We start from the raw sequence: 20,810 nt of genomic DNA, 5'->3' as shown, positions 1-20,810 counted from the left end.
GAGAATCCAAGCACAAAGAAAAGGGGCCCCTGGCCCCTTTTCCGCATCGCTGCCCGGAATCAGAAGGTGCCGGGATAGTTGCCGCCGTCCAGCAGGACGTTCTGCGCCGTCATATAGGCGGCCGGCACCGAACACAGAAAGGCGCAGACCTCGCCGAATTCCTCCGCCGTGCCGAAACGGCCGGCCGGCACCGTGGTCGCCTGCTTCGCGATCTCGGCTTCCAGTTCGTCGCCGGCCTTCTTGCTCTGGGCGCCGATGGTGCCGCGCAGGCGGTCGGTCAGGAAGCGGCCGGGCAGCAGGTTGTTGATGGTTACGCCATCCTTGGCCACCTGCCGGGCAAGGCCGCTGACAAAGCCGGTCAGGCCGGCGCGGGCACCGTTCGACAGGCCAAGGATCGGGATCGGCGCCTTCACCGACGACGAAGTGATGTTGACGATCCGGCCGAACTTGCGCGCCGCCATGCCGTCGACCACGGCCTTGGCCAGCAGGATCGGCGTGATCATGTTGGCATCGACCGCCTTGATCCACTCCTCCCGGCCCCAGTTGCGGAAATCGCCAGGCGGCGGCCCCCCGGCATTGTTGACCAGAATGTCGATCTCGCCGGCGGCAGCCAGCGCCTCGGCCCGGCCGGCATCGGTGGTGATGTCGCCGGCAACCGTCTTCACGGTCACACCGGGAGCGGCAGCGCGGATTTTCTGTGCCGCCTGTTCCAGCGTTTCGGCGCCGCGCGCGGTGATGGTGACGTTGACACCTTCCTTGGCCAGCGCCAGCGCGCTGCCGAAACCGAGGCCCTTGCTGGCGGCGCAGATCAGCGCGTTGCGCCCCTTGATACCGAGATCCATGAACGTCTCCTGTTGCTTCTGTCGGGGATTTATTGCGCAGTCATGCCGCCGTCGACAACCAGTTCGGCACCGGTGGTGAAACTGGATTCGTCGCTGGCAAGGTAAAGAATCGCCTGCGCCACCTCGTCGACCGTGCCCATGCGGCCGACAGGCTGCAGCCTTTCGAGGAAACGCCGGGTCTTTTCCGGCTCGGGCGACTGGGCGATATGGGCCTTCACCAGTGCCGTTTCGACATAGGCCGGATGCACCGAATTGACCCGGATGTTCCAGCGGCCATGGGCCGCCTCCATCGCCAGCGCCTTGGTCAGCATGGTCGCCGCACCCTTGGAGGCGCAATAGGCACTCATCTGCGGTGCGCCAACCAGACCGGCCACCGAGGCGATGTTGACGATGGAACCGCCACCGCGCCGTCCCTGCACGCTGTCGCGCATCAGCGGTATGGCATGCTTGCAGCCAAGGAAAACCCCGTCGCTGTTCACCGCCTGCACCAGCCGCCATTCGGCCAGGGTCATCTCGGTCAGATCGCGGAACAGGCCGATCCCGGCATTGTTGACCAGGATATCCAGCCGACCCTCCGCAGCCTTAACCCCGGCAACAACCGCCGCCCACTGGTCTTCCTGGGTCACGTCGAGCGGCGCGAACCGCGCTCCATCGCCCAGCCTGTCCGCCGCCGCGATGCCGGATTCAACCTGGCGGTCGGTGAGGATCACCCGTGCTCCCTCGCGCACGAACAGTTCGGCCGTCGCCCGGCCGAAACCGGAGGCCGCACCGGTAATCAGCGCAACCTTATTCGCCAGACGCGGCATGCTGCGCCTCCGCAGTCACGCCCCATTCAGTCAGCGCGGCCGCCCCGCCCTCGCCGCGCACCGGCGGTTTGTGCGCGATGCCGCCCGGCGTGCGCGAGAAACGCGGTGCCGGTGCCGGCTGGGTCACGCCATCGGGCGCCACGAAAGTCTCCCGCGCCGCCATATGCGGATGCCGTGGCGCCTCTTCCAGCGACAGGATTGGCGCGAAGCAGATATCGCTGCCCTCCATCAGCCGGCACCATTCGTCGCGGGTCTTCGTGCGGAAACTGGCGGCGATGGCGGCGCGCAGGCTCGGCCAGTTGCGACGATCATGCTGCTTCGGCAGGATTTTCGGATCGAGGCCAAGCTTCTGGATCAACTCGGCATAGAACTTGCCCTCGATCGAGCCGATGGCGACGAAGCCGCCATCGGCGCATTCGTAGCTGTCGTACCAGGGCGCGCCGCTGTCCAGCATGTTGCCGCCGCGCGTGTCGCTCCACAGGCCGGCGCCTTTCAGGCCGTAGAACAGCGTCATCAGCGAAGCCGCGCCATCGACCATGGCCGCATCCACCACCTGGCCCCTGCCGGATGTCTGCCGTTCGAACAGGGCCGCAAGCACCCCCATGGCGAGATAGAGCGAACCACCGCCGAAATCGCCGACCAGATTGAGGGGCGGCACCGGCCCGCCTTCCGCCCTGCCGATAGCATGCAGGGCGCCGGTCAGCGCGATATAGTTGATGTCATGGCCGGCGGCAGGTGCCAGCGGTCCCTGCTGGCCCCAGCCGGTCATGCGGCCATAGACAAGCTTCGGGTTGCGCTGCTGTGCGACATCGGGCCCCAGCCCGAGGCGCTCCATCACGCCAGGGCGGAAGCCTTCGATGACGACATCGGCCTTCGCGAACAGGTCGAGCACCAGCGCGATGGCCTTCGGATCTTTCAGATCGAGTGCCAGCGAGCGTTTGCCGCGGCCGAGCAGTTCGTATTTAGGCTCCACCGGCAGGCCGAGATCGACCTCGCCGGTGCGGTCGATGCGCAGCACATCAGCCCCCAGATCCGCCAGCAGCATGCCACAGAACGGCACCGGGCCGATCGCCGGCATCTCGATGACGCGCAATCCCGCAAGCGGCCCGCTCATTTCCTTTCTCCCGGTACTTTCGCAGCCCAGTCGGCCACCGGCAGGCCAAGCTTCTTCCACTCGCCGAAACCACCCTCGATATGGGCGGCGCGCCGCAGCCCCATCTCCAGCGCCGTGCGGGTGGCCAATGCCGAGCGCAGGCCGCCGGCACAGAAGAAAATGAATTCCCGATCCTCACCGAAAACCTTGCGGTGATACGGGCTTTCCGGATCGATCCAGAATTCCAGCATGCCACGCGTGGCATGCAGCGATTTCGGGATCGTGCCCTCGCGCTCCAGTTCGCGCGGATCGCGGATATCGACGAAAACGACGTCCGGATCACCCAGCTTTTCTGCCGCCTGCTGCGGCGTCAGCGTAACGATCATCGCCATGGCCTCGTCGACCATGGCCTTGTAGCCTTTTGCCATCGTTTCCTCCCGGGTCTGGGTCCGGAAACTATAGGTCAGCCCTGCGGATCGCGCCACAGCGGTGGCCATGGCCACAGGCGCGGCTGCCAGGTCCAGCCCGCCGCCAGCACGGCATCGCGCACCATCGCGGCCAGCCGATCATCCGTCCCCGCCAGCAGCAGGTTGCTGTGCCAGTGTTCCGGCAGCGTGATGCGGCCATCTGCATCGCTGCCGGGACGGCCGATGACCGGAAAAGCATTGACGACGCTGCGTCGCGTATCGAAACCGAGGGACAGTGCCGCGATCCAGCCACGGCCGGCAAGCCGATCCAGATCGGAACTGCCGAGACGGTCTGCCGGCAGCACCGCCAGCCAGCGCCGCCCATCCTCCATGGGCTGCAGGCGCAGGCGACCGCCTGGCGGCCCCAGCGCCACCAGACGCAGCCGCAATTCCGAAACATCGCGTGGCGGCCCACCTGCGGGCAGGCGCCGGGCCGCCTGTTCGGCCAGCACGGAAACCGCGGCCAGACAGAGCATCGTCCACAGCACGGCCATCACGCCATGGCCGCCCCGCCCGTGCAGCAGCCGCAGCAGTCCCGGGAAACGCCGGGCCCGCAGGGCCGGGGTCGAGCGCCGGCGCGTTGCCAGCGCCGACGAACTGGCGGCATAGAAAGCAAAGAGCGTGTCGTCGATCACCAGCCACTGGCCACAGGCATAACCGGAACCGGCATGGCCGGTCTGGAAAGACAGCCCGGCATCGGCATATTCGATGCCGGCGGCGGCAAACCGCCCGAATACACGCTCTGCAGCAGCCTCGGCCGCCACCGGGCTGGAAAACCGGGCTGCGATGGTTGCCGTGCCGTCGCTGAAACGGGCCAGTTCCGCCGCCAGCGCATTGGGAAAGATCGGTCGCAGATCGCGATAGTCGCTGGCATGGCGGCCGAACACCGCCCAGGAATTCATGAAGCCGCCATAGCGGGTGGCCAGCGCCACGGTATCAAGGCGCAGGCGCCCGGCTGCCCAGCGATCGAACAGGGCATACAGGCCCGCCGGCAGGCCGATGCCGCCAGCCAGCAGCAGCAGCATGGCCAGCCATGGCGCTTGGGCCTGCCAGTCAATCGCCGGCCAGCCTGCCGCCAGCCAGGCGGACAAATTGGAGGCGACCTCTGTCACCCGCTATCCCCCATGCAACATGCCATCCCTGTTTGCCCGCAACTCCCTGACAAAACAAGAGGATGGCGGAATTGCCAAAATCTTAACGGTTTCTTTGCCGGCTCGCAGCCAGATTGCGGTGGATCGACAGGCAGATGGATCATGGCACCCGTCACCCCTTTCCCCGCAGCCGGCGCCCGCGCCGCCGACACCTACCGCATCGGCGGCCACCAGGTCGGCTATGAGTTGCTGAGCACGCTGAAGCAGGCCAGCAGCAGCACGGGGATCGATTTCGCCTACCTGGTGGCCCAGGCCGGGCAGGAGAGCGGTTTCCGCAGCAACGCCCAGGCCTCGACCAGCTCGGCCCGCGGCCTGTTCCAGTTCATCGAGAGCACCTGGCTGGAAATGGTGCGCGATCATGGCAGGAAATACGGCCTCGCCGCAGAAGCGCAGCAGATCGGCACCGGCAGCGACGGCCGGCCGCGCGTGGACGATGCCGCCACGCGCCGGGCGATCCTGTCCCTGCGCGACGATCCGCGCATCGCCTCGGCCATGGCCGCCGAATATGCCCGCGGCAACCGCGAGACGCTGTCGCGCGAGCTTGGCACCACGCCCGGCCACACCGATCTCTATCTCGGCCACTTCCTCGGCGCCGCCGGCGCCAGCCGCTTTCTCGCGGCCATGAAGGACAATCCCGCCCAGAGCGCTGCCGCTATCCTGCCCGAGGCTGCCGCCGCCAACCGCAACGTCTTCTACACTGCCAGCGGCGAGCCACGCAGCGTGGGCGAAATCCACGCCATGTTCGGCCGCAAGCTGGAAGCCAATGCCGCCGGCCTTGACGATCTGCAGCCGATTGCCCCCGCTCCGGCCCGTGGTTCGGCCGTCGCCCGCCATCTGGCCGAACAGAGCCGGGTGATCGACCACGCCGTCAAGATGATGGCTTATGAAGCGCTGCGCGATACCATGCTGCGCAGCAGCCGCCTGCGCAACGACGACGAACAGGGCTGAACGGTCAGACGACCCGCGTCAGCACCGGCTTGCCGGCGAAATGGGCGGCAAGGTTGTTCAGTACCAGTTCGCCCATTGCCCGCCGGGTGGCATGGGTGGCCGATCCCACATGCGGGGCCAGCGCCACATTGTCCAGCGCGAACAGGGCTTCCGGCACATTGGGTTCATCGGCAAACACATCGAGCCCGGCACCGGCCAGCCGGCCCTGCACCAGCGCCTCGACCAGCGCCGGCTCCTCCACCACGCTGCCGCGGGCAATGTTAACCAGATAGCCCTTCGGCCCCAGCGCCGCGATCACCGCCGCATTGACCAGCCCCTCGGTTGCCTTGCCGCCCGGACAGGCGACCATCAGGATATCGACCGCCTTCGCCATGGCGATCAGGTCATCGTAATAGTGCCAGGCGATATCCGGCTTGCGGCGCGGGCCGTGATAGGCGATTGCAACGCCGAACGGTTCGGCACGCCGCGCGATGGCCTGGCCAATGCGGCCAAGCCCGAGGATGCCCATGGTCTTGCCGCCCAGCTTGTCGGTCAGCGGAAAACGCTCCTTCGGCCAGCGTCCGGCCCGCACGAAGGCATCGCCCTGTGGCATGCGGCGCATCATGTCGAGCAGCAGGGCCATGGCAATGTCGGCCACATCATCGGTCAGCACATCGGGCGTGTTGGTCACAATGACGCCGCGCTCTTTTGCGCAGGCGATATCGATCGGGTCGTAGCCGACCCCGAAGCTGGAAATGATCTCGAGTTTCGGCAGTGCCTCAATCAGCGCCCGATCGGCACCGACGCTGCCAGAGGTGACGAGGCCGCGGACACGGCCGGCCGTTTCGCGCAGCAGGGCCGCGCGGTCCTCGGCCTGCCACAGGGCATGGACGGTGTAGTCGCGCAGCAGCTGCTCGTTGATGGCCGGCGGCAGCGCCGCAGCCTGCAGGATCTCGACGCCCATCGGGCCCTCCCCTCGGATCTTGTCTTGAGGACAGACCCTAGCGGGGCGGATGCGCCGGGAGCAAGCCCGACACCCGCGGTCCGGATTGGTTCAGTCGGCCGGTTCGAGGGAAGGCGTGGCCCCGCTCGGCCGGGCAGCATGGCGCAGCGGCTCCAGGTTGCCGAGGAACTGGTCGGTGCAGGCATCCCAGGAATACTGCAGGGCCAGCTGGCGGCAGGCTTCCGGTGACTTGCCAAGCGCACCCTTCACGGCCTTTTCCAGGTCTTCGTCGAGGCAGCCAACCTCCGGATGCGGCCCCACGATGTCGATCGGGCCGGTCACCGGATAGGCTGCCACCGGCACGCCGGAAGCCATCGCTTCCAGCAGAACAAGACCGAAGGTGTCGGTCAGGCTCGGGAAGACGAAGACATCGGCCGCGGCGAAATAGCTGGCAAGATGGCCATTCTCCAGATAGCCGGCGAACACCGCCTCGGGATAGCGGGCACGATAGTCCTCGAGATCCGGGCCGGTGCCGACCACCAGCTTGGTGCCGTCCAGCTTCAGCTTGAGAAAAGCCTCGATATTCTTGTCCACCACCACACGGCCCGCATAGAGATAGATCGGTCGCGGCAGGTCGAGGATATCCTTGGGGCGCGGCTTGAAGCGTTCGACATCGACGCCACGCGACCAGGTTTTCAGGTTGCGGAAACCCCAGTCGGAGAGGCTTTTCGCCAGACTGTCGGTCGCCACCATCACGCCGGCCGAACCGCCATGGAACCAGCGCATGAAGGCGTAGCTCCATTTCAGCGGCAAGCCGGTCCGCTCGTGGATGTATTCCGGGAATTTGGTGTGGTAGGCGGTGGTGAAGATCAGGTCGTTGCGCTTGCAGTATTTGCGTGCCGCCATGCCGAGCGGCCCCTCGGTGGCGATATGGATGGCATCGGGTGCGAAAGCCTCGATCTGCCGCACGAGGCTGCGATAGGGCAGAATCGCCAGTTCGATCTCGGCATAGGTCGGACACGGCACCCTGCGGAACCGGTCCGGGCCGATCACCTCGACCACATGACCGCGCTTCTCGAGGACCTCGCGGGTCTTGGTCAATGTGCGCACCACGCCGTTAACCTGCGGATGCCATGCATCGGAAACGATCAGAATGCGCATTTTGCAATCTCACCCTGGCTGGCGGCCGGCGCCCACCCCGGGGCCGACTCGCTCGATTCCCGATTACATCGCGATTCGGTGACAGGCCTGTGAAAGGCTGGGGATAAGTTGGCTACAGAGATGACAATTGCATGAATATCCACCGCCCTTTCAGCCACTTGTCGAGGCAATCTGCCTCAAAGGAACGATGCTGCGACGCAGCAGCTGCCGATTGCTGCCGCCCGGAACGGTTGTCATAATCCGGCCATCTCAACGGGGATTCGGGGGATGTTCTCCATGCGCCTGACTGCTCTTGCCGCCGCCCTGCTGGCGGCTGTCGCCGCCCTGCCGGCTGCCGCCCAGGACAAGGTCGTCAACGTCTACAACTGGTCCGACTATATCGATCCGGACGTGCTGAAGGATTTCGAGGCGGAGACCGGCATCAAGGTCCGCTACGACGTCTACGATTCCAACGACACGCTGGAATCCAAGCTGCTGGCCGGCAAGACCGGCTACGACATCGTGGTGCCGACCCAGTATTACATGGCGCGCCAGGTGCAGGCCAAACTGCTGCAGCCGCTGGACAAGAGCAAGCTGCCCAACCTGAAGAACCTCGATCCGGCGCAGATGCAGCGCCTCGCCCGCTTCGACCCCGACAACCGCCATGCGGTGATCTACATGTGGGGCACCAGCGGTATCGGCCTCAACCCCGACAAGATCAAGCAGCGCCTGCCCAACCCGCCGGCCAATTCCCTGCGGATGCTGTTCGACCCGGAGATTGTCTCGAAATTCGCCGATTGCGGTGTCGAGGTGCTGGATGCCCCCGACGAGGTGATGGTGGCGGCGCTGAAGTATCTCGGTCTTGATCCGAATGCCAAGGACGCGGAGAGCATCCGCAAGGCCGAGGAGGTGCTGCTGAAGGTGCGGCCCTATATCCGCAAGTTCCACTCCTCGCAGTACATCAACGGCCTCGCCAATGGCGACATCTGCCTTGCCTACGGTTTCTCGGGCGACATCCTGCAGGCACGCACCCGCGCCGAGGAAGCCAAGAAGGGCGTGCGCGTGCAGTATCTGCTGCCGAAGGAAGGCGCCCAGCAGTGGTTCGACGTGATGGCGATCCCCGCCGACGCCCCCCATGTCGACAATGCCCATGCCTTCATCAACTACATCCTGCAGCCGAAGGTGATCGCAAAGATCACCAACGCCGTGCAGTACCCCAACGCGGTACCGGCCTCGCTGCAGTTCATCGACAAGGAAGCGATGGCCGACAGGGATGTCTTCCCGCCGGCCTCGGCACTCGGCCGGCTCTATACCGTCGAGCCGTTCAAGCAGGCCGAACAGCGCCTGCTGACCCGCGCCTGGACGCGCGTGAAGGGCGGCGGCTGATCCGATGCCGCTGCTGAGCATCGAGGGCGTCAGCAAGTATTACAGCGACGAGACCGCCGTCGACGCCCTCGACCTTGAGGTCGAAGACGGCGAATCCCTCGTGCTGCTGGGCCCGTCCGGCTGCGGCAAGTCGACCCTGCTGCGCATGATCGCCGGCCTCGAGATTCCGGATGCCGGCCGCATCCTGCTCGATGGGCAGGACATCACCCGGCTGCCGCCGCACCGGCGGGCCGTCAACATGATGTTCCAGTCCTATGCCCTGTTCCCGCACCTGAACGTACACGACAACATCGCCTTCGGCCTGCGCCGCGAGGGCCTGCCGGCCGGCGAAATCGCACGCCGCGTCGATGACGCCATGGACATACTGGAAATCTCCGGATTCGCCGCGCGCAAGCCGCACCAGCTGTCCGGCGGCCAGCAGCAGCGTGTGGCCCTGGCCCGTGCACTGGTGAAACGCCCGCGCCTGCTGCTGCTGGACGAGCCGCTCGGCGCCCTCGACAAACGCCTGCGCCAGCAGACCCAGGCGGAACTCCGCCGCCTGAACCGCCAGACCGGGATCGCCTTCGTCTTCGTCACTCATGACAACGACGAGGCCATGGCACTGGCCGACCGCATTGCCGTGATGCAGGCAGGCCGGCTGCGACAGGTGGATCATCCGCGCCGCATCTACGACCGCCCGGTCGACCGCTTCGTCGCCCAGCTGATGTGCGACATCAACCTGTTCGAGGCGGAAATCGCCGCGGAAGCGGACGGGCTGGTGCAGGCCCGCTGCAGCAGCCTCGACCTGCACTTCCCCGCCGAGGGCCCGCCGCGCGATACCGGCGGCTACCAGCTGCTCGGCCTGCGGCTGGAGCAGATCGAGATATCCCGCGATCCGCAGCCGCCTGGCCCGAACACCGCCAGCGGAGTCGTCACCGATATCGACTATATCGGCGACATGACCACGATCGAGGTGCGCATGGCCGACGGCCGCAGCGTCAAGGCATCGCAGCTCAACGCGATCCACGAACCTCTGCTGGAACTCGATCAGACCGTCTGGCTCAGCTGGGATGCCTATGCCCTCGTGCCGCTGTCCGATGCCTGATTGCGGCAACCCTGCATCATGACCCGCCGCGGCATCGCCCTGCTGGCCATGCCGGCCCTGTGGACGGCGGTCTTCGTCGCCATCCCGCTCGCCCTGATCCTCAAGATCAGCTTCGCCGAGCCGCAGCTGGCCCAGCCGCCCTACACGCCGCTGTTCGAGGCCGGTGAATACGGTCTCGTATTCAAGGCGCACCTGGCCAATTACATGCTGATCGCCAGCGACACGCTGTACCTGCGCGCGCTCGGCAACAGCCTGCTCTATGCGGCACTGGCCACGGCCTGCTGTCTCGGCCTCGGTCTCGCCATCGCCCGGGCGGTCACTCTGGTGGCGATGGCATGGCAGCCGCTGGTGCTGACCCTGATCATCCTGCCGTTCTGGACCTCCTTTCTGATCCGCGTATACGCCTGGATCGCGCTGCTGAAGCCGGAAGGCCTGATCAATGCTGCGCTGCTGCAGTTCGGCCTGGTCGAGCAGCCGCTGGTGATGATCAATACCGGCTTCGGTATCGTCATCGGCATGACCTATACCTACCTGCCCTTCGCCATTCTGCCGATCTATGCCAGCCTGGTCGGCCAGTCGCCGCGGCTGACCGAGGCCGCCGTGGATCTTGGCGCCACGCCCATGCGCGCCTTCTGGCTGGTTACCGTGCCCCTGGCACGACCCGGCATTCTCGCCGGCGGCCTGATGGTCTTCATCCCGACCGTGGGCGAATTCGTCATCCCCGACCTGCTCGGTGGCTCCTCGACGATCATGCTGGGACAAACCCTGTGGACGGAGTTCTTCTCCAACCGCGACTGGACCATGGCAAGCGCCCTCGCGGTGCTGCTGACCGGCCTGCTGCTGTTGCCGGCCCTGTGGCTGCAGCGACTGGAACTCGGGCGGACGGCGCGATGAACCGGTTCAGCGGCATCAGCCTCGCGGCGCTGGCTCTCGGGCTGGCCTTCCTCTATCTGCCAATCCTGCTGGTGATCGCCTTTTCGTTCAATGCGTCGAAACTGGTCACCGTCTGGGGCGGGTTTTCGCTGCACTGGTATGAGGTTCTGTTCTCCACCCCTGCCTATCTGGAAGCAGCCTGGCTGTCCCTGCGCATCGCTGCCCTTGCCGCCACTCTCGGCACCCTGCTCGGAACGCTGGGGGCGCTGGTGCTGACCCGGCTGGGCCGTTTTCCCGGCCGCGCCCTGTTCGGCGGCCTGATGCTGGCCCCCATGGTCCTGCCCGAGGTGATCCTCGGCGTCTCGACACTGATGCTGTTCGTGGCCATGGACGTCGAGCGTGGCATCGTTACCGTCGCACTGGCCCATGCCACTTTCGGCGCCGCCTATGCACTGGTGGTGGTGCAGTCGAAACTGGTCAGTCTCGACCCCAACCTGGAAGCCGCTGCCCGCGACCTCGGTGCCGGCCCGGTCCGCGCCTTCCTGCTGGTGACGGTGCCCAGCCTGCTGCCGGCACTGATTGCCGCCTGGCTGCTGGCCTTCACCCTGTCGCTGGACGATGTGGTGATCGCATCCTTCGTCAATGGCCCTGGCGCGACCACCCTGCCGGTGCGCATCTACAGCGCGGTACGTCTCGGCGTATCGCCCGAGATCAACGCCATTTCCACCATCCTGATTGCGCTGGTCAGCATCTTCGTGATCACCGCCAGCCTGCTGCACAAGCGCGGCCTGACGGGAACCGCCCGCCGCTAGGCCGGGCCGTCGGCCAGCACGGCATCAAGGCGGCGCCAGAACTCTGCTTCATCGGCCGGCAGACCGAAGCGCATCCAGTGCGGCCGCGCCGTGAAAATGCGGACATGGATGCCCTGCTGCCGCAGCCTCGCGGCGAAGGCGCCGGCATCCCCCAGTTTGGCCAGCCTGAACAGGCTGGTTCCGCCCAGGACATGAATGCCGCGGTCGCGCATGCCCTGGTCGAAACGGCGGGTACGGCGCTGCAATTCCCCCCGTGTTGCCTGCTGCCATCCGGCATCGGACAGCGCAGCCGCGCCGATTTCCAGCGCCGGGCCGCTCACCGCCCAGGGGCCGGCAGCAGCGGCGAGTGCGGCAGTCACCGCCGGATCCCCGAGCACGAAGCCGAGCCGCAGCCCGGCCAGACCGAAGAACTTGCCGAAGGAACGCAGCAGCAGCAGGCCGGGCTGTGCGGACCCACCGGCCATCGATATATCCGGCAGTACATCGGCAAAGGCCTCGTCGACGATCAGCCAGCCGCCGCGTGACGCCAGTTCGGCCCGCCAGCGCAGCAGCAGATCCCTGCCCAGCGCGCGGCCATCGGGGTTGTTGGGATTGACGGCGATCAGGATGTCGGTGCCGGCCAGACTGGCCGGCAGACCGTCAATCTCGCTGACAGCGTGGCCGGCCTGCTGCCAGCAATAGGCATGCTCGGCATAGGTCGGCCCCAGCACCGTCACGCGCGCCGGGGCGAACAGGCGCGGCAGCAGCTGTATCGCCGCCTGCGTACCCGGCAGGGCGACGACGCCCGCCTCCTCCGGCACGCCATAGGCCTGCCGCGCTGCCGCCAGCAGCCGGGCTTCGGCATCGGCCGCCGGCAGGCGCATCCAGGCCTCGGCCGGCACGGCCGGCACCGGCCAGGGCAGCGGATTGATGCCGGTGGACAGGTCGAGCCAGGTCCCCGCATAGGCACCGGGTGCCGTCAGCGCAGCCGCGAGGTCACCCCCATGGGTGGGCGGCGATTGACGCGGGGCTTCGGTCTCGCCCATGGTGGCCGGGTTTTCAGTCATGGCGGCGATCTTACGGTGACGGCTGCGGCGATCAACCTCTGGCTTCTCCTGCTGGCGCTGGCCATCGATGCCACGCTGGGCTGGCCGGATATTGTCTACCGGCGAATCCGGCATCCGGTGGTGTGGATCGGCGCCCTGCTCGGTGGGCTGGAGGCCCGGCTGAACCGGCCGGACTGGCAGGGCGGCCTGCGGCGCGCCGCCGGCCTGCTGACCCTGATCCTGCTGCTGATCGTCTGTGGCGGTGCCGGCCTGCTGCTGAGCGGACTGCTGCATGACCTGCCCTTCGGCTGGATCGCCGAAGCGGTACTGATGGCCAGTCTGATTGCCCAGCGCAGCCTGCATGACCATGTCGCCGCCGTGGCGGCCGGCATCGAGCAGGATGGCCTTGCCGGTGGCCGGCGCGCGGTGGCGATGATCGTCGGCCGCGATCCGGACAGCCTTGACGAGGCCGGCGTCAGCCGTGCCGCCATCGAAAGCCTGGCCGAGAATTTTTCCGATGGCGTGGTGGCACCGGTATTCTGGTGTGCCCTACTCGGCCTCCCGGGCATCCTGCTCTACAAGGCGATCAACACCGCCGACAGCATGATCGGCCACCGTAACGACCGCTACCGCGCCTTCGGCTGGGCGGCAGCGCGGCTGGATGACCTGGTCAACCTGCCGGCCTCGCGACTGTCGGCCCTGCTGCTGGTGCTGAGCGCACGGCTGCTGCCCGGCGCTTCGGCACGGGCGGCCTTTGCCGCCGTCGAGCGCGATGCGGGCCGGCACCGCTCACCCAATGCCGGCTGGCCCGAAGCCGCCATGGCCGGCGCACTCGGCCTGAAGCTGGCCGGGCCGCGGCGCTATGGCGACAGATGGGTCGAAGATCACTGGATGGGTGGCGAGGATGGCCGGGCCGAAGCCGGCGCCCCGGACATCCGCCATGCCCTGCGGCTGTTCCGGCTGGCCTGCCTGCTGCTGGCCGGTCTGGTATTGCTGGGGGCTAACGTGCTGTCGCTATGAGGGCATCGACATCCAGATGCTGCTCGATGGCCGCGGCCAGCGCGTCCAGTGCGTGCTCGACACCGCCTTCGTAATCACCCGTGGCAAATTCTCGGTCGGACAACGCCGACAGATAGGCACGGCGGAAGGCGTCGCCGGCAAACAGGCCATGGAGGTAGCAGCCGGCAACCCGGCCATCGGCCGAAACGGCACCATCATGACGCGCGCCCAGCCGCAGCAGCGGACGGGTGGCATCTGCCCCCAGCGTGGTGCCGACATGCATCTCGTAGCCGTGGATCGCCTCGCCGGTGAACCGCTCGAACCCCCGCCTCTCCACCAGCGTCTTGTCGCCACCCAGCACCGTTTCGACCTGCAACAGGCCAAGGCCCTCGACGGCCTCCGGCGGTCCCTCGATGCCATGCGGATCGGCAATGCTGCGGCCCAGCATCTGGTAGCCCCCGCAGATCCCGAGCACACGGCCGCCACGCCGGAGATGACCGGTCAGATCGGAATCCCAGCCCTGATCGCGCAGGAATTTCAGGTCGGCAATGGTTGACTTCGAGCCCGGCAGGATCACCAGCGCGGCATCGCCCGGCAGCGGACGTCCCGGCTGGACGAATTCCAGACGCACGCCCGCCTCCTGCCGCAACGGATCGAAATCGTCGAAATTGGCTATATGCTTCAGGCGCGGCACGGCGATCACCACATCCCCGGCAGAGGCCCGGATATGGTCCAGCGCCACGGCATCCTCGGCCGGCAGTCGACCGACCTCGGGCAGATGCGGCAGTACGCCGAAGCTGCGCCAGCCGGTGCGCCGGGTGATGATCGCCAGACCTTCATCGAACAGGCTCGGGTCACCGCGGAACTTGTTGATCACATAACCGGCCACCAGCTTCCGCTCTTCTGGCTCAAGCAGGAGATCGGTGCCGACCAGACTGGCAATCACGCCGCCGCGATCGATATCACCGACCAATACCACCGGCACTCCGGCACGCTGCGCAAAACCCATATTGGCGATGTCGTTGGCGCGCAGATTCACCTCCGCGGGCGAGCCCGCCCCTTCGACGATCACGAAATCCGCCGCGTCGCGCAGCCGGCCGAAGCTCTCGGCCACGAATGGCCACAACTCGGCCTTCCGTTGCTGATAGCCGCGGGCATCGGTCGAACCATGCATGCGGCCCTGCACAATGATCTGCGAGGTGCGGTCGCCCTGCGGCTTCAGCAGCACCGGGTTCATATCCACATGAGGTGCGACGCCGGCAGCGCGGGCCTGCAGAGCCTGGGCCCGGCCGATCTCGCCGCCTTCGGCGGTTACGGCAGCATTGTTCGACATGTTCTGCGGCTTGAAGGGCTGCACGCTGTGGCCGCGCCGCACCAAGGCACGGATCACGCCGGCACACAGCACCGATTTGCCGACATCGGATCCGGTCCCCTGGAACATCAGGCAGCGCGCGCGGGTCATGTCAGCTATTTCATCACGAGCGGCAGACCGGCAGCCATGAAAATCACGTGGTCGGCCACAGCGGCCATCGCCTGGTTCAGCCGGCCCTGGTGGTCGCGGAAGGCACGTCCCAGCGCATTATCGGGCACAATGCCAAGTCCAACCTCGTTCGAGACCAGCAGCACAGGTGCTATCTGCGCCTGCAGCGCAGCCGCCAGACCGGCAGCCTCGGCCTCGATATCACGGCCGGCATGCATCAGGTTGGACAGCCAGAGGGTCAGGCAGTCGACCAGAACTGCGCCCGTGCCAGCCGGCAGGGCATTCAGCGTCTCGGCCAGCGCCACCGGCGCCTCGATGCTGTGCCAGCGGTCTCCGCGCCGGGCACGATGTTCGGCGATGCGGTCGCGCATCTCGTCGTCCCAGGCCTCGGCGGTGGCGATATAAACCAGCCGGCCGGTCCGTCGCGCCGCCAGCTCCTCAGCCAGCCGCGACTTGCCTGACCGGGCGCCGCCCAGCAGAAGGGTGATCCGGGCGTCGGGCCGGACCGGCAAGGCGGCAGCCGGCACCAGATCAGGCCTTCACCGGTTCGCGCACCTTCTCGCGCAGGGTGACAAATTCCTCGGCGGCTGTCGGATGGATGCCGACCGTGGCATCAAAATCGGCCTTGGTCGCCTTCGCCTTGATGGCGATGGCCAGGCCCTGGATGATCTCGCCCGCTTCCGGGCCAACCATATGGGCGCCGATCACCCGGTCGCTGCGGGCATCCACCACCAGCTTCATCAGGATGCGTTCGTCGCGGCCCGAGATGGTGGCGCGCATCGGCCGGAAAGTCGTGCGGTAGATATCCACCTCGCCATAAGCCTTGCGGGCGGCCTCCTCGCTGAGGCCGACGGTGCCGACCGGCGGCTGGCTGAATACCGCCGCCGGCACATCGGTGTGGTCGGCCTTGCGTGGTTTCTTTCCGAATACGGTGTCGGCGAAAGCATGCCCTTCGCGTATCGCCACCGGTGTCAGGTTGATGCGGTTGGTGACGTCACCCACGGCATAAATATTCCCGATGCTGCTGCGCGAATACTCGTCGACCACCACGGCACCATCCGCATCGGTCTTCACGCCGACTGCTTCCAGACCGAGGCCATCGGTGTTCGGCTGCCGGCCGGTGGCCGCCATCACACAATCGGCCTCCAGGCTGCTGCCATCGGTCAGATGAACCAGCAGGCCGCCGGCAACCTTCTCCACGGCAGTTACATCGATTTTCACCCGCAGATCGATGCCGCTCTTGACCAGTTCCCCGGCCAGATGGCTGCGGATGTCGGCATCGAAGCCGCGCAGAATCTGTTCGCCGCGATAAAGCTGGGTGACCTGCGATCCAAATCCGTTGAAGATGCCGGCGAACTCGCAGGCGATATAGCCGCCGCCGATCACCACCACCCGTTTCGGCAGGGCCGGCAGGTGAAAGGCCTCGTTGGAGCTGATCATCAGCTCGGCCCCCGGTATGGCCGGCTTGGTGGGCCGGCCGCCGGTGGCAATCAGGATCGTTTCCGCCGTGACGGTTGTCTCGCCGATGGCGACGGTGTGGGCGTCCTTCAGCGCGGCGCGCCCGTCGAAGGTTTTCGCACCGGCATTCTCGAACAGGCCGCGGTAGATTTTCTCCAGCCGGCCGATTTCCTTGTCCTTGTTGGCGATCATGGTCGCCCAGTCGAAGCGGGCCGGCGGCACCGTCCAGCCGAAGCCGGCGGCATCTTCGAAAGCATGGGAGAATTCCGACCCGTAGACCAGCAGCTTCTTCGGCACGCAGCCCCGGATCACGCAGGTCCCGCCATAGCGGTATTCCTCGGCCACGGCGACGCGGGCGCCATGACCGGCCGCAATACGGCCGGCGCGCACGCCGCCCGAGCCGCCACCGATCACAAAAAGGTCGAAATCATACTGGCTCATAGGGGTCGGTTCCTTCCTCGGCATACTCGGCCGGCAGTTCATGCCCGCGGCCGACGCTGGAGATCAGGGTCCGGACCTCCGGAAACCGGCGGGCCACCGCAATGTGGTGCAGACGCAGCGCTTCGACAAGCGCGCCACCGCAGCCCAGCAGGCGGTCGGCGTGACCGATCATCACCGTGTTGGGCCAGGCCCGCGGCCGGATTTCGGCCAGGGCGGCGAAAATATCGGCCTCGCGGCCCGGATTGCGCTGGGCCATCAGGCTGACCGCGGCGGCCGTCGAGCGGGACACCCCGGCAAAACAATGCACCAGCAGATGGCCCACCCTGGCCTGTGCCAGCCGGTCCCCGACCGCGAGAATGGCGGCCATATCGGCCTCGCCGGGCAGGGTGCGCCCCGGGGCTTCGGTGACGATGTCGTAGAACCGGAACTCGTCGCGCAAGGCTTCCGGATGATGGGCATAACCCTCCGGCGCGGCCGTGCCGGGATCGAGGATGCCGAGGATATGGGTGACATCGCCGGCAAACTGCTCCAGCTCCGCCACGCCGCAGATACTGAGACGGAATGGCAGCAGGCCGCGGGCAAGTGCCGGCATCATTCCACCGTGACGGACTTGGCCAGGTTGCGCGGCTGGTCGACATCGGTGCCCTTGAGCACCGCAACGTGATAGGCCAGCAGCTGCACCGGAATGGCATACAGGATCGGGGCGATGAACGGCTCGACCTGCGGCAGCACGACGGTGGCAAAGGTCCGCTCGTCTACATGAGACAGGCCGGCCTTGTCCGACATGAAGATCACCTTGCCGCCGCGGGCCATCACTTCCTGCATGTTGGAAATGGTCTTCTCGAACAGGCCGTCGCTCGGCGCGATCACGATTACCGGCACGCCCTCGTCGATCAGGGCGATCGGGCCGTGCTTCAGCTCTCCGGCCGCATAACCCTCGGCATGGATATAGGAGATTTCCTTCAGCTTCAGCGCGCCTTCCAGCGCCAGCGGGAAACAGGGGCCGCGGCCGATATACAGCACGTCGCGGGCATCCATGATCTTCTCAGCCAGAAGCTGCAGATCATCGTCGTGATTCAGCACCTCGGCCGCATGGGCCGGCACCTCGGTCAGCGCTGCCATCAGGCGGGCGGTCTCACTGGCCGGCATCACGCCGCGGGCCTGTGCCATAGCGAGGCTGAAGGCAGCCAGCGTGACGAGCTGGCAGGTGAAGGCCTTGGTGGAGGCAACGCCGATCTCGGGGCCCGCCTTGGTCAGCAGGATGCCGTCGGCCTCGCGCGCCATGCTGCTTTCCGGGACGTTCACGATCACCAGCGTACGGCCGCCATTGGCCTTCACATAGCGCAGGGCCGCCAGGGTATCGGCGGTTTCGCCCGATTGCGAAATGAAGATCGCCAGTCCCTTCGGATCGACCGGGGCTTCGCGGTAGCGGAATTCCGAGGCGACATCGACCTCAACACCGATCCGGGCATAGCGTTCCAGCCAGTATTTCGCCACCAGGCCTGAATAATACGAGGTGCCGCAGGCCACGATGGTGACACGGCTGATCTCGGCCAGGTCGATGCCAAGATCGGGCAGATGCACCATCCGGTCCTTCGGACCGACGACGGTATTGATGGTGTCGCCCATCACCGCCGGCTGCTCGTAGATTTCCTTCTGCATATAGTGGCGGTAGTTGCCCTTGCCGATCATGGCACCGCTGATTGCCGTGGGGCGGACGACGCGATCGACCAGTTTGCCGCCGGCATCGAGGAACCGCGCCCCCGCCCGGCTGAGGATGACAATATCGCCCTCTTCCAGATAGGCGATGCGGTCGGTCAGCGGCGCCAGAGCCAGCGCGTCTGAGCCGAGATACATCTCGCCATTGCCGAATCCGACCGCCAGTGGCGCGCCGCGGCGGGCACCAATCAGCAGGTCGTCCTTGCCGTGAAACAGGATGCCCAGCGCAAAGGCACCGCGCAGCCGGCCCAGCGCCGCCAATACGGCCTGTTCCGGATTCTTGCCGTCCAGCAGATACTGGTCGATCAGACGCAGAGCTACCTCGGTATCGGTCTGGCTGTGGAAATGCTGGCCCTTCGCGATCAGTTCTTCCGCCAGTTCGCGGTAATTCTCGATGATGCCGTTGTGGACCAGCGCAACCCGCTCGGTGGCATGCGGATGCGCATTCTCCTCGTTCGGCGCACCATGGGTGGCCCAGCGGGTATGGGCGATGCCGATCATGCCGCTGAGCGGGCTGTCCTGCAGGCGCGCCTCCAGCCTGGCAATCTTGCCTTCGGCACGGCGCCGTTCGATATCTCCCCCCGGGACCAGCGTAGCAATGCCGGCAGAATCATATCCGCGGTATTCCAGCCGTTTCAGGCCGTCGACCAGCAGGGGCACCACATCCCGGGTGCCAACCACCCCGACAATTCCACACATCCAGAACGCTCCTTACTTCTTCTCTTTCCGCGCCGACTGGATCGCGCGGAATTTCGCGGCGAAGCCGGGCCTGTCTTCCTGGCGGCCGCGGGCAACAGCCAGTGCATCGCCGGGCACATCCCGGGTGATGGTGCTGCCGGCAGCAACCATGGCCCCATCGCCGATCTTCACCGGCGCCACCAGCGCCGAATTCGAACCGACGAAGGCACCAGCACCGATATCGGTATGGTATTTGCCGAAGCCGTCGTAATTGCAGGTGATGGTACCGGCCCCGATATTCGCAGCAGCGCCAACCCTGGCATCGCCGATATAGGTCAGGTGGTTGACCTTGGCACCACGTTCGATCTTCGCATTCTTGATCTCAACGAAATTGCCGATATGGGCAGCTTCGGCAATCGCGGCTCCGGGGCGCAGCCGGGCAAACGGCCCAATGGTGGCGCCGGAGGCGATGCTTGCGCCCTCGATATGACTGTGGCTGCGGATCAGGACACCGTCTGCCACCGTGACGCCAGGGCCGAATACCACAAAAGGCTCGATCACCACATCACGCCCCAGCCTCGTGTCGGCACGCAGGAAAACCGTCTCGGGCGCAACCATGGTCACACCCTCGGCCATGGCGCGGGCCCGCAGACGCTGCTGCATGGCGGCCTCAGCGATGCTCAGCTCAGCGCGGGTGTTGATGCCCATCACATCGACCGGATCGGCCTCTACCACACGACAGGTCCAGTCCTGCGCATTGGCATGCTCGACCGCATCCGTCAGCAGGTATTCGCCCTGGGCATTCCGGTCGCTCAGCTTTTTCAGCAAGGCCGGCAGCCGGGCACCATCCAGCGCCATGAGCCCGGCATTGCAGAGCGTGACGGCGCGTTCCTCCGCGGAGGCGTTCCGGTATTCGACGATCTTCTGCAGCCGGCCTTTTCCGTCCACGATCAGCCGGCCGTAGGCGGCCGGATCGGCGGGCCGGAAGCCGACGATCACCGCCGCCGGGTCAGACCGGTGGCGACGCGCCGACAGCAGGGTCTTCATCAGGACCGGGGGCAACAGCGGGGAGTCCCCGAACAACACGATCACATCGCCCTTGAAACCCTTCAGGGCCGGCATCGCCGCCATCACGGCATGCCCGGTCCCCCTGGGCGGATCCTGGATGACAATGGTCGCAGGTTGCGCCGCCGCGGCCACAGCCTCCTGGCCCTTGCCGGTGACGACGACGACCCGGTCGGGCTTCAGAGCGGCGGCAGCATCCAGCACATGGTTGAGCATCGGCCGGCCGGCAACCGGGTGCAGCACCTTGGGCAGGCGCGACTTCATGCGCGTGCCCTGCCCTGCCGCCAGCACCACCACCGCTACTGCCCGTTTCGCCATGCAGATGTTCCGTGTAGAAAAAAGCTACGATTCGCCGCATCCGGCGCGGCGGACTGTGTCATAGCCGCCGCCGCCGGTGGAAATCAAATGGTCTTTCCGTCTG

At 66.4% G+C, this 20,810-nt stretch carries 20 protein-coding genes; 6 read left to right on the top strand and 14 right to left on the bottom strand.

Annotated elements, in window-relative coordinates; genetic code table 11:
- Positions 1-59: 59 nt before the first annotated feature.
- From ACEQZY_RS05245 to ACEQZY_RS05225, 5 genes are read right to left on the bottom strand one after another with little or no spacing between them, the layout of a single operon-like run.
- On the bottom strand, positions 60-842 hold the full coding sequence (locus tag ACEQZY_RS05245; protein ID WP_370152800.1) for an SDR family oxidoreductase: 783 nt from the start codon (positions 840-842) through the stop codon (positions 60-62).
- A gap of 29 nt (positions 843-871) precedes the next feature.
- Positions 872-1,648 (bottom strand): SDR family NAD(P)-dependent oxidoreductase, encoded by a 777-nt coding sequence (locus ACEQZY_RS05240; protein ID WP_370152798.1) that lies wholly within the window; start codon positions 1,646-1,648, stop codon positions 872-874.
- Positions 1,629-2,762, bottom strand: a complete 1,134-nt coding sequence (locus ACEQZY_RS05235; protein WP_370152796.1) for a CaiB/BaiF CoA transferase family protein — start codon at positions 2,760-2,762, stop codon at positions 1,629-1,631. Before ACEQZY_RS05235 ends, ACEQZY_RS05240 begins: the two co-directional genes overlap by 20 nt.
- The gene (locus tag ACEQZY_RS05230) at positions 2,759-3,169 is read right to left on the bottom strand and encodes a rhodanese-like domain-containing protein (protein WP_370152794.1); all 411 of its coding nucleotides are present in this window, start codon (positions 3,167-3,169) and stop codon (positions 2,759-2,761) included. Before ACEQZY_RS05230 ends, ACEQZY_RS05235 begins: the two co-directional genes overlap by 4 nt.
- A gap of 35 nt (positions 3,170-3,204) precedes the next feature.
- Positions 3,205-4,320 (bottom strand): hypothetical protein, encoded by a 1,116-nt coding sequence (locus ACEQZY_RS05225; RefSeq protein ID WP_370152792.1) that lies wholly within the window; start codon positions 4,318-4,320, stop codon positions 3,205-3,207.
- Positions 4,321-4,461: 141 nt separating this feature from the next.
- Between ACEQZY_RS05225 and ACEQZY_RS05220 the strand changes: the two genes are divergently transcribed.
- Positions 4,462-5,307, top strand: coding sequence for a transglycosylase SLT domain-containing protein (locus ACEQZY_RS05220; protein WP_370152790.1), 846 nt, complete (start codon positions 4,462-4,464; stop codon positions 5,305-5,307).
- A 4-nt stretch (positions 5,308-5,311) separates the two neighbouring features.
- Here ACEQZY_RS05220 and ACEQZY_RS05215 read toward each other — a convergent pair whose 3' ends face one another.
- Positions 5,312-6,250 (bottom strand): 2-hydroxyacid dehydrogenase, encoded by a 939-nt coding sequence (locus ACEQZY_RS05215; protein WP_341703931.1) that lies wholly within the window; start codon positions 6,248-6,250, stop codon positions 5,312-5,314.
- A gap of 90 nt (positions 6,251-6,340) precedes the next feature.
- Positions 6,341-7,390 (bottom strand): glycosyltransferase family 4 protein, encoded by a 1,050-nt coding sequence (locus tag ACEQZY_RS05210; RefSeq protein WP_370152788.1) that lies wholly within the window; start codon positions 7,388-7,390, stop codon positions 6,341-6,343.
- Positions 7,391-7,666: 276 nt separating this feature from the next.
- Between ACEQZY_RS05210 and ACEQZY_RS05205 the strand changes: the two genes are divergently transcribed.
- From ACEQZY_RS05205 to ACEQZY_RS05190, 4 genes are read left to right on the top strand one after another with little or no spacing between them, the layout of a single operon-like run.
- On the top strand, positions 7,667-8,755 hold the full coding sequence (locus tag ACEQZY_RS05205) for a polyamine ABC transporter substrate-binding protein (RefSeq protein WP_370152786.1): 1,089 nt from the start codon (positions 7,667-7,669) through the stop codon (positions 8,753-8,755).
- A 4-nt stretch (positions 8,756-8,759) separates the two neighbouring features.
- Complete coding sequence (locus ACEQZY_RS05200) at positions 8,760-9,839, top strand: ABC transporter ATP-binding protein (RefSeq protein ID WP_370152784.1); 1,080 nt, start codon at positions 8,760-8,762, stop codon at positions 9,837-9,839.
- 18 nt (positions 9,840-9,857) lie between these two features.
- Positions 9,858-10,733: an ABC transporter permease gene (locus tag ACEQZY_RS05195; protein WP_370152782.1), complete on the top strand. Its 876-nt coding sequence runs from the start codon at positions 9,858-9,860 to the stop codon at positions 10,731-10,733.
- Positions 10,730-11,524 carry an ABC transporter permease gene (locus ACEQZY_RS05190; RefSeq protein ID WP_370152780.1) on the top strand — a complete coding sequence of 265 codons (795 nt, stop codon included), beginning with the start codon at positions 10,730-10,732 and terminating at the stop codon, positions 11,522-11,524. The genes ACEQZY_RS05195 and ACEQZY_RS05190 overlap by 4 nt, the downstream gene beginning before the upstream one ends.
- Here ACEQZY_RS05190 and cobD read toward each other — a convergent pair.
- Entirely contained in the window at positions 11,521-12,570 is a 1,050-nt protein-coding gene (gene cobD, locus ACEQZY_RS05185; RefSeq protein ID WP_370152778.1) for a threonine-phosphate decarboxylase CobD, read from the bottom strand. The two genes, ACEQZY_RS05190 and cobD, sit on opposite strands and share 4 nt — an antisense overlap.
- A 15-nt stretch (positions 12,571-12,585) precedes the next feature.
- Between cobD and cbiB the strand changes: the two genes are divergently transcribed.
- Positions 12,586-13,569 carry an adenosylcobinamide-phosphate synthase CbiB gene (gene cbiB, locus ACEQZY_RS05180; RefSeq protein WP_370153125.1) on the top strand — a complete coding sequence of 328 codons (984 nt, stop codon included), beginning with the start codon at positions 12,586-12,588 and terminating at the stop codon, positions 13,567-13,569.
- Here cbiB and ACEQZY_RS05175 read toward each other — a convergent pair.
- Genes ACEQZY_RS05175 through glmU form a run of 6 tightly spaced genes read right to left on the bottom strand, consistent with a single transcriptional unit; the run spans position 13,550 to position 20,707 of the window.
- Positions 13,550-15,010 (bottom strand): cobyric acid synthase, encoded by a 1,461-nt coding sequence (locus ACEQZY_RS05175; RefSeq protein WP_370152776.1) that lies wholly within the window; start codon positions 15,008-15,010, stop codon positions 13,550-13,552. The two genes, cbiB and ACEQZY_RS05175, sit on opposite strands and share 20 nt — an antisense overlap.
- A 5-nt stretch (positions 15,011-15,015) precedes the next feature.
- On the bottom strand, positions 15,016-15,540 hold the full coding sequence (cobU, locus tag ACEQZY_RS05170; protein WP_341703328.1) for a bifunctional adenosylcobinamide kinase/adenosylcobinamide-phosphate guanylyltransferase: 525 nt from the start codon (positions 15,538-15,540) through the stop codon (positions 15,016-15,018).
- Positions 15,541-15,559: 19 nt separating this feature from the next.
- Positions 15,560-16,927: a glutathione-disulfide reductase gene (gor, locus tag ACEQZY_RS05165; protein WP_341703329.1), complete on the bottom strand. Its 1,368-nt coding sequence runs from the start codon at positions 16,925-16,927 to the stop codon at positions 15,560-15,562.
- A complete protein-coding gene (locus ACEQZY_RS05160; RefSeq protein ID WP_370152774.1) occupies positions 16,914-17,522 on the bottom strand; it encodes a tyrosine phosphatase family protein in 609 nt (202 codons plus the stop codon). Before ACEQZY_RS05160 ends, gor begins: the two co-directional genes overlap by 14 nt.
- Entirely contained in the window at positions 17,519-19,345 is a 1,827-nt protein-coding gene (gene glmS / locus ACEQZY_RS05155; protein ID WP_370152772.1) for a glutamine--fructose-6-phosphate transaminase (isomerizing), read from the bottom strand. The genes ACEQZY_RS05160 and glmS overlap by 4 nt, the downstream gene beginning before the upstream one ends.
- A 12-nt stretch (positions 19,346-19,357) precedes the next feature.
- On the bottom strand, positions 19,358-20,707 hold the full coding sequence (gene glmU / locus ACEQZY_RS05150; RefSeq protein WP_370152770.1) for a bifunctional UDP-N-acetylglucosamine diphosphorylase/glucosamine-1-phosphate N-acetyltransferase GlmU: 1,350 nt from the start codon (positions 20,705-20,707) through the stop codon (positions 19,358-19,360).
- Positions 20,708-20,810: the final 103 nt, after the last annotated feature.

Source organism: Ferrovibrio sp., from assembly GCF_964218355.1.
Lineage (GTDB): Bacteria > Pseudomonadota > Alphaproteobacteria > Ferrovibrionales > Ferrovibrionaceae > Ferrovibrio.
Note: the sequence above shows the minus strand (reverse complement) of the source record. Positions and strands in the feature narration are given on the sequence as shown.

Bases quoted from the DNA above. Each gene is read 5' to 3' on its own strand.
- ACEQZY_RS05245 (WP_370152800.1), bottom strand. From the start codon at position 842: ATGGATCTCGGTATCAAGGGGCGCAACGCGCTGATCTGCGCCGCCAGC.
- ACEQZY_RS05240 (WP_370152798.1), bottom strand. From the start codon at position 1,648: ATGCCGCGTCTGGCGAATAAGGTTGCGCTGATTACCGGTGCGGCCTCC.
- ACEQZY_RS05235 (WP_370152796.1), bottom strand. From the start codon at position 2,762: ATGAGCGGGCCGCTTGCGGGATTGCGCGTCATCGAGATGCCGGCGATC.
- ACEQZY_RS05230 (WP_370152794.1), bottom strand. From the start codon at position 3,169: ATGGCAAAAGGCTACAAGGCCATGGTCGACGAGGCCATGGCGATGATC.
- ACEQZY_RS05220 (WP_370152790.1), top strand. From the start codon at position 4,462: ATGGCACCCGTCACCCCTTTCCCCGCAGCCGGCGCCCGCGCCGCCGAC.
- ACEQZY_RS05215 (WP_341703931.1), bottom strand. From the start codon at position 6,250: ATGGGCGTCGAGATCCTGCAGGCTGCGGCGCTGCCGCCGGCCATCAAC.
- ACEQZY_RS05210 (WP_370152788.1), bottom strand. From the start codon at position 7,390: ATGCGCATTCTGATCGTTTCCGATGCATGGCATCCGCAGGTTAACGGC.
- ACEQZY_RS05205 (WP_370152786.1), top strand. From the start codon at position 7,667: ATGCGCCTGACTGCTCTTGCCGCCGCCCTGCTGGCGGCTGTCGCCGCC.
- ACEQZY_RS05200 (WP_370152784.1), top strand. From the start codon at position 8,760: ATGCCGCTGCTGAGCATCGAGGGCGTCAGCAAGTATTACAGCGACGAG.
- ACEQZY_RS05195 (WP_370152782.1), top strand. From the start codon at position 9,858: ATGACCCGCCGCGGCATCGCCCTGCTGGCCATGCCGGCCCTGTGGACG.
- ACEQZY_RS05190 (WP_370152780.1), top strand. From the start codon at position 10,730: ATGAACCGGTTCAGCGGCATCAGCCTCGCGGCGCTGGCTCTCGGGCTG.
- cobD (WP_370152778.1), bottom strand. From the start codon at position 12,570: ATGACTGAAAACCCGGCCACCATGGGCGAGACCGAAGCCCCGCGTCAA.
- ACEQZY_RS05175 (WP_370152776.1), bottom strand. From the start codon at position 15,010: ATGACCCGCGCGCGCTGCCTGATGTTCCAGGGGACCGGATCCGATGTC.
- gor (WP_341703329.1), bottom strand. From the start codon at position 16,927: ATGAGCCAGTATGATTTCGACCTTTTTGTGATCGGTGGCGGCTCGGGC.
- ACEQZY_RS05160 (WP_370152774.1), bottom strand. From the start codon at position 17,522: ATGATGCCGGCACTTGCCCGCGGCCTGCTGCCATTCCGTCTCAGTATC.
- glmS (WP_370152772.1), bottom strand. From the start codon at position 19,345: ATGTGTGGAATTGTCGGGGTGGTTGGCACCCGGGATGTGGTGCCCCTG.
- glmU (WP_370152770.1), bottom strand. From the start codon at position 20,707: ATGGCGAAACGGGCAGTAGCGGTGGTGGTGCTGGCGGCAGGGCAGGGC.